Genomic DNA, 7,250 nt, shown 5'->3' with positions numbered 1-7,250 from the left:
TCGACGTACCGGCACGGCCCGCTCCCGGGCCTCGTCGCCGGGTGCCGGTCGTCGCCTTTTCGACCGTCCGGCGTTCGGCGTCGGCGGCTGTCGGCTTGCGGTGCGTTTGGGGCTTGGTGCGCTTCCGCCGTCGCCTGTTGAGCGGGGGGCGGTCGTTGGGTTTCAGCCTGTCCGGCGTTTGAGGACGAGGCCGTTCAGGCCGATGGGGGGCTGGGGGCGCAGCCCCCAGGGGGTGAGAGCCGCTTGGCGCAGGACGCCCGCCGCCACGTACACCTCCCCGGGGACCGAATCCGAGACCAGCCCCTCCACCTCCCGCTCCACCAGCCCGGTGTCCAGCTCCCCCGCCACCACCGCCGGATGGGCCAGCAGCTTCCGGAGGAACCCCGCGTTCGTCTGCACCCCCAGCGTCACCGTCTGCGCCAGGGCCGCGCGCAGGCGGCGCAGGGCCGTCGCGCGGTCCGGGCCGTACGCGATCACCTTCGACAGCATCGGGTCGTACAGCGAGCCGACCTCCGTGCCCTCCGTCAGGCCGGAGTCGGTGCGCACGCCGTCGCCCTGGGGCTCGTACAGGCTCAGGATCGTTCCGCCGGACGGCAGGAAGCCGCGTGCGGGGTCCTCCGCGCAGATGCGGGCCTCCACCGCGTGGCCGGTGAGAGTCACGTCGGACTGGGCGAAGTCCAGCCGCCCGCCCGCCGCCACCCGCAGCTGCCACTCCACCAGGTCGATGCCCGTGATCAGCTCGGTCACCGGGTGTTCCACCTGGAGGCGGGTGTTCATCTCCATGAAGTAGTAGGAGGCCGGGTCGTCGCCGGGGACGATGAACTCGACCGTGCCCGCGCCCGAGTAGCCGCAGGAGCGGGCCGCCTGGACCGCCGCCTCACCCATCGCGGCCCGCGTCTTCTCGTCGAGGAACACGCTCGGCGCCTCTTCGATGATCTTCTGGTGCCGGCGCTGGAGGGAGCACTCGCGCTCGCCGAGGTGCACCACGTTCCCGTGGCCGTCCGCCAGGACCTGGATCTCGATGTGCCGGGGGCGGTCGACCCACCGTTCCACGAGGAGGGTGTCGTCGCCGAAGGAGGAGCGGGCCTCACGGCGCGCGGCGGCGATCTCGTCCGCCAGCAGCGCCGCGTCCCGTACCAGGCGCATGCCCTTGCCGCCGCCGCCCGCGGAGGGCTTCAGGAGCACCGGCATGCCGATCTCCCGCGCCGCCGCGGCCAGTTGCGCGTCCGTCAGGCCGCTGCCCGACGAGCCCGGTACCACCGGGACCCCGGCCCCCTGCACCGTCTCCTTGGCGCGGATCTTGTCGCCCATCAGGGAGATCGCCGACGCCGACGGGCCGATGAAGATCAGGCCCGCTTCCGTGCACGCCTGCGCGAACGCCGCGTTCTCCGCGAGGAAGCCGTAGCCCGGGTGCACCGCCTGGGCGCCCGTCCGGGCCGCCGCCTCCAGCAGGCGCTCCGCCGAGAGGTAGCTCTCGGCGGCCGGCGCCGGGCCGATGCGTACCGCCGTGTCCGCCTCGCGCACGTGCCGGGCGTCGGCGTCCGCGTCGGAGTACACGGCCACCGAGCGCACGCCCAGCGACCGCAGTGTCCGGATGACCCGGACGGCGATCTCGCCCCGGTTGGCCACCAGTACCGTGTCGAACATCGTCGCGGGTCCCCTCATATCCGTACCCATCCGTCCCCTCACATCCGGAAGACGCCGAACTGGGGGTCGCCCAGTGGCGCGTTCGCACAGGCGGTCAGGGCCAGACCCAGGACCTGCCGGGTCTCCATCGGGTCGATCACGCCGTCGTCCCAGAGCCGGGCCGTGGCGTAGTAGGCGTTGCCCTGGGTCTCGTACTGGGCGCGGATCGGGGCCTTGAAGGCCTCTTCCTCGTCCGCCGGCCAGGACTCGCCGCAGCCCTCCAGCTGGTCGCGCTTCACCGTCGCCAGGACCGACGCGGCCTGCTCGCCGCCCATCACGGAGATCTTCGCGTTCGGCCACATCCACAGGAAGCGCGGCGAGTACGCCCGGCCGCACATCGAGTAGTTGCCCGCCCCGTACGAGCCGCCGACCACCACCGTCAGCTTCGGTACGCGGGTGCAGGCCACCGCGGTCACCATCTTGGCGCCGTGCTTGGCGATGCCCCCGGCCTCGTACTGGCGGCCCACCATGAAGCCCGAGATGTTCTGGAGGAAGACGAGAGGGATGCCGCGCTGGTCGCACAGTTCGATGAAGTGCGCGCCCTTCTGGGCCGATTCGGAGAACAGGATGCCGTTGTTGGCGACGATCCCGACCGGGTGCCCGTGGATGTGCGCGAAGCCGGTGACGAGGGTCTGGCCGAACTCGGACTTGAACTCCGCGAAGCGCGAGCCGTCCACCACGCGCGCGATGACCTCGCGTACGTCGTAGGGGGTGCGGGAGTCGACCGGTACCGCGCCGTACAGCCCGGCGGGGTCCACCTTCGGCTCCGTGCCCTGCGTGACCGACCAGGGCAGGGGGGCGCGGTCGGGGAGTGTCGAGACGATCGTGCGCACGATCCGCAGGGCGTGGGCGTCGTCCTCGGCGAGGTGGTCGGTGACGCCGGAGACGCGGGAGTGGACCTCGCCGCCGCCGAGCTCCTCCGCCGTGACGACCTCGCCGGTCGCGGCCTTCACCAGGGGCGGGCCGCCGAGGAAGATCGTGCCCTGGCCGCGCACGATGACGGCCTCGTCGCTCATCGCCGGGACGTACGCCCCGCCGGCCGTGCACGAGCCGAGGACCGCCGCGATCTGGGGGATGCCTGCCCCGGACATCCGGGCCTGGTTGTAGAAGATCCGGCCGAAGTGGTCCCGGTCGGGGAAGACCTCGTCCTGCATGGGGAGGAACGCGCCGCCCGAGTCCACCAGGTAGACGCAGGGGAGACGGTTCTCCAGCGCCACCTCCTGGGCGCGCAGGTGCTTCTTCACCGTCATGGGGTAGTACGTGCCGCCCTTGACCGTGGCGTCGTTGGCGACCACCACGCACTCGCGGCCCGCGACCCGGCCGATGCCCGCGATGACGCCCGCCGCCGGGGCCTGCCCCTCGTACAGCCCGTCGGCCGCCAGCGGGGCCAGCTCCAGGAACGGTGAGCCGGGGTCGAGCAGCGTGTCCACGCGGTCGCGCGGCAGCAGCTTGCCGCGGGCGGTGTGCCGGGCGCGGGCCCGCTCGCCGCCGCCGAGGCGGGCCGCGGCGAGCTTGCGCCGCAGTTCGCCGACGAGGGCGTGGTGCGCCGCCTCGTTGTTCCGCCAGGCCTCCGACGCGGGATCGGCCGCGCTGTGGAGCTCCGGTGCCTCGTGCATCCTGCGGTCCCCTCACCCGGTGTCACCGGTCAATGAACCAAGTCGCCGAACGTGATCACTGCAACAAGTTAATGAGCGTTAACGCGTTTCCTTCAGGTTAACGAGCGCTAACCATCCTGTCTAGAATTGCTTCCATGGCCACCAGAACCGACGCCCCCACCCGCCGCGAGCAGATCCTCAAGGAAGCCGCCCGGCTCTTCGCCGAACGCGGCTTCCACGGCGTCGGCGTCGACGAGATAGGCGCCGCGGTCGGCATCAGCGGGCCCGGCCTGTACCGCCACTTCGCCGGCAAGGACGCGATGCTCGCCGAGCTGCTGGTGGGGATCAGCGAGCAGCTGCTGACCGGCGGCAAACTCCGTGTGGCGGAGTCCGGCGGGAGCCCGGAGGTGCTCCTGGACTCGCTCATCGAGGGGCACATCGACTTCGCGCTCGACGACCGCCCGCTGATCACCCTGCACGACCGCGAGCTGGACCGCCTGCGCGACACCGACCGCAAGCTCGTACGGCAGCTGCAGCGCCAGTACGTCGAGCTGTGGGTGACGGTCGTGCGCGAGATCCACCCCGCGCTGGCCGAGCCGAGCGCCCGTTCGGCCGTGCACTCGGTCTTCGGACTGCTGAACTCCACACCGCATCTGGGGCGCCCCGGCTCGCTGCCCGGACGGGCGGGCACGGCGGAACTGTTGCACCGTATGGCGAGGGGCGCCTTCGCGGCCGCGGGGGCGCCCGCAGCGGCCGGGACGGCCGGGGCTGCCGGAGCGGGCGGAGCCGCCGGGGCGTGACGAGCGTCTCGGGGAGCCTGCGGGTCCTGGTCTGGACGATGGTCGTGACCGGCCGGTAACGTAGGCCTGAGCAAGCGCTTAGGTATGCGCTCGGACATGGAAACTTGAGCCAGGCGGAGGTGGCGGCGGTGCGCCGTACGGTGTTCAGCGAGGATCACGAGGCGTTCCGGGAGACCCTGCGCGCCTTCATCGAGGCCGAGGTCGTCCCCGTCTACGACGAGTGGTTCGCGGCGGGCCAGGCGCCCCGCGACTTCTACTACAAGCTCGCCGAGCTGGGCGTCTTCGGCATCCGGGTGGACGAGGAGTTCGGCGGCGCCGGCATCGACTCGTACAAGTTCGAGGCCGTGATGTACGAGGAGACCGCCCGCGCGGGTGTCTCCTTCGGCGGCTCCGGTGTGCACGTGCTGCTCGGCCTGCCCTACATCAAGGCGCTCGCCACCGACGAGCAGAAGAAGCGCTTCCTGCCGAAGTTCGTCTCCGGCGAGGAGATGTGGGCCCTCGCGATGACCGAGCCGGGCACCGGCTCCGACCTCGCGGGCATGAAGACCACCGCCAAGCTGAGCGAGGACGGCACGCACTACGTCCTCAACGGCGCCAAGACCTTCATCACCGGTGGCGTGCACGCCGACCGCGTGATCGTCTGCGCCCGCACCTCCCCGTCCACGGCCGAGGACCGCCGCTTCGGCATCTCCCTCTTCGCCGTCGACACCAAGTCCGAGGGCTACTCGGTGGGCCGCAAGCTCGACAAGCTCGGGCTGAAGACCTCCGACACCGCCGAGCTGGCGTTCGTCGACGTGAAGGTGCCCGTCGAGGACCTCCTCGGCGAGGAGAACAAGGGCTTCTACTACCTCGGCGGCAACCTCCCCTCCGAGCGCTGGGGCATCGCGTTCGGCGCGTACGCGCAGGCCGCGGCGGCCGTCCGCTTCGCCAAGGAGTACGTGCTTGAGCGCACGGTCTTCGGCAAGCCGGTCTCGCACTTCCAGAACACCAAGTTCGAGCTGGCCGCCTGCCAGGCCGAGGTGGACGCCGCCCAGGCGGTCGCCGACCGCGCCCTGGAGGCACTGGACGCCGGTGAACTCAGCGCCGCCGAGGCCGCGTCCGCGAAGCTGTTCTGCACCGAGGTCGCCCACCGCGTCATCGACCGCTGCCTCCAGCTGCACGGCGGCTACGGCTTCATGAACGAGTACCCGATCGCCCGCCTGTACGCGGACAACCGCGTCAACCGCATCTACGGCGGCACCAGCGAGATCATGAAGTCGATCATCGCGAAGAACATGGGCCTGTAAGGCCCGCGAAACCATCCGGGAAACGACTGCACGGTACAACTGACGCATGAGTCAGGCACTTGAGGGACTGCTCGATCTGCTCGACCTTGAGCGGATCGAGCAGGACATCTTCCGAGGCCAGTCGCGCTTCGCCGTCGTCCCGCGCGTCTTCGGCGGGCAGGTCGCGGCGCAGGCGCTGGTCGCCGCGGGGCGCACGGTCCCCGCGGACCGGCACGCGCACTCGCTGCACGCCTACTTCCTGCGCGCCGGGGACGCGGGCGCGCCCATCGTCTACACCGTCGACCGCATCCGCGACGGCCGGTCCTTCACGACCCGCCGGGTGGTCGCCGTCCAGCACGGGCAGCCGATCTTCCACCTCTCCGCGTCGTTCCAGACGTACGAGGAGGGCATGGACCACCAGGCCGACATGCCGCCCGCGCCCGACCCGGAGACGCTGGAGACCACGGCCGAGATGCTGCCGCGGTACCTGGAGGCGTACGGCGACCAGGGCGTCGCCCAGCGGATGCTGGAGGCCCGGGCCGCCGTCGACCTGCGCTACGTCGACGCGCCGCCGTTCGCGAGCGTCGGCAGGCCGCGCGAACCGCGCTCGCAGGTCTGGTTCCGCACCAACGGCAAGCTCGACGGCGTGATCGACGAGCCGCTGCTGCACGTCTGCCTCGCCACGTACGTCTCCGACATGACACTCCTCGACTCCGTGCTGCTCGCCCACGGGCGCGGCGGCTGGGTCACCGGGGACGTCGTCGGGGCCTCCCTGGACCACGCGATGTGGTTCCACCGCCCCTTCCGCGCCGACGAATGGCTCCTGTACGACCAGGAGTCGCCGTCCGCGTCCGGAGGGCGGGGCCTCGGGCAGGCCCGTATCTACACGCGGGACGGGCAACTGGCGATCACGGTGATCCAGGAGGGCGTGGTCCGCGTCCCACGGGACTAGGCACTCACTCGTTGCCGGTCAGGCCCGCCGCGGCCAGCAGGTACGCCGTCATCGGGTCGTAGTGACGGGGGCTCGTCACGTGGTCGTCCAGCGGGACGGTCACCTGGACCGTGCCCTCCGCCTCCGCGAGGAACAGGGCCGGGTCGTTGCAGTCCGCGTACCCCACGGAGTCCACGCCCAGTTGGCCCGCGCAGCCCGCCCAGCCGTGGTCGGCGACCACCAGGTCCGGCAGGGGGCGGCCCTCGCCCTCCAGGGCCTTCAGGATCGCCCGCATCGGCTCGCCCGAGTGGGTGTGCCACAAGGTCGCGCCGTGCTCCAGGACGGCGACGTCGGCGAACTGGAAGACGTACCCCTCGTCCGTCGTCAGGCCGTCCGGGATGACGACGATCTCGCAGCCGGCCGCGCGCAGGGCGGCGGCGGTGGCGCGGTGCACGTCGAGCAGGCCGCCGGGGTGGCCGGTGGCGAACAGCACGCGCTGCCCGCCCGCCGCGGCCTTGCGCAGCCGGCCCGCCATGCGCTCCAGCGCGTCGACCGTCAGCTCCGGGTCGATGGTGTCCTGGCCGTACCGGTACTCCGGGTCGTCGTTCACGCCGCACCGCTCCGCCATCACCGCGAGGACGTCCTGCTCGTCGGTCCAGCGGTCGCCGAGCTCCAGACCGAGCCAGTAGTTGCGGTCGCCGTTGGCCAGCTTGCGGTAGTGGGAGAGGTTGTTCTCGCGGGGGGTGGCCACGTTGCCCGCGATACGCGTCTGTACGAGGTGGTCGAGGAGGTCGGCGCGGCTGGGGGTCACGGGTATCGGCATACCCCCATTCTGCCGGTGCGCTCCGCTGGGTGGTGCCGGGTATCGAACCGTGGGATTTGAGTCACTCGGGGGTTTGGGGGTGGGGTGGGTTGTTTGCCGGGTGCGGGTGGGTGGGGGCCGGCCGCGCAGTTCCCCGCGCCCCTGGGGGGA

The 7,250-nt window shown here is 71.6% G+C and carries 5 protein-coding genes and 1 pseudogene; 3 read left to right on the top strand and 3 right to left on the bottom strand.

Annotation, left to right across the window (positions count from 1 at the left end; all coding sequences use genetic code 11):
- Positions 1-228: 228 nt before the first annotated feature.
- Together ACFWGJ_RS20780 and ACFWGJ_RS20775 are read right to left on the bottom strand one after the other, a co-directional pair.
- Positions 229-1,647, bottom strand: a pseudogene (locus tag ACFWGJ_RS20780) (acetyl/propionyl/methylcrotonyl-CoA carboxylase subunit alpha); the annotation flags it as partial.
- 38 nt (positions 1,648-1,685) lie between these two features.
- Positions 1,686-3,302 (bottom strand): carboxyl transferase domain-containing protein, encoded by a 1,617-nt coding sequence (locus tag ACFWGJ_RS20775; RefSeq protein WP_387326519.1) that lies wholly within the window; start codon positions 3,300-3,302, stop codon positions 1,686-1,688.
- Between the two features lie 134 nt (positions 3,303-3,436).
- Between ACFWGJ_RS20775 and ACFWGJ_RS20770 the strand changes: the two genes are divergently transcribed.
- The 3 genes from ACFWGJ_RS20770 (at position 3,437) to ACFWGJ_RS20760 (ending at position 6,298) form a co-directional block, all read left to right on the top strand.
- Complete coding sequence (locus tag ACFWGJ_RS20770) at positions 3,437-4,081, top strand: TetR/AcrR family transcriptional regulator (RefSeq protein ID WP_387326516.1); 645 nt, start codon at positions 3,437-3,439, stop codon at positions 4,079-4,081.
- Between the two features lie 128 nt (positions 4,082-4,209).
- Complete coding sequence (locus ACFWGJ_RS20765) at positions 4,210-5,367, top strand: acyl-CoA dehydrogenase family protein (protein WP_366782822.1); 1,158 nt, start codon at positions 4,210-4,212, stop codon at positions 5,365-5,367.
- Positions 5,368-5,413: 46 nt separating this feature from the next.
- Complete coding sequence (locus tag ACFWGJ_RS20760; protein ID WP_387326513.1) at positions 5,414-6,298, top strand: acyl-CoA thioesterase; 885 nt, start codon at positions 5,414-5,416, stop codon at positions 6,296-6,298.
- Positions 6,299-6,302: 4 nt separating this feature from the next.
- Here the strand turns inward: ACFWGJ_RS20760 and ACFWGJ_RS20755 are convergent, their stop codons facing one another.
- Complete coding sequence (locus ACFWGJ_RS20755) at positions 6,303-7,100, bottom strand: phosphatase (protein ID WP_387326511.1); 798 nt, start codon at positions 7,098-7,100, stop codon at positions 6,303-6,305.
- Positions 7,101-7,250: the final 150 nt, after the last annotated feature.

The organism is Streptomyces sp. NPDC060205 (genome assembly GCF_042728395.1).
Lineage (GTDB): Bacteria > Actinomycetota > Actinomycetes > Streptomycetales > Streptomycetaceae > Streptomyces.
This window is presented reverse-complemented; position numbering and strand designations above follow the sequence as displayed.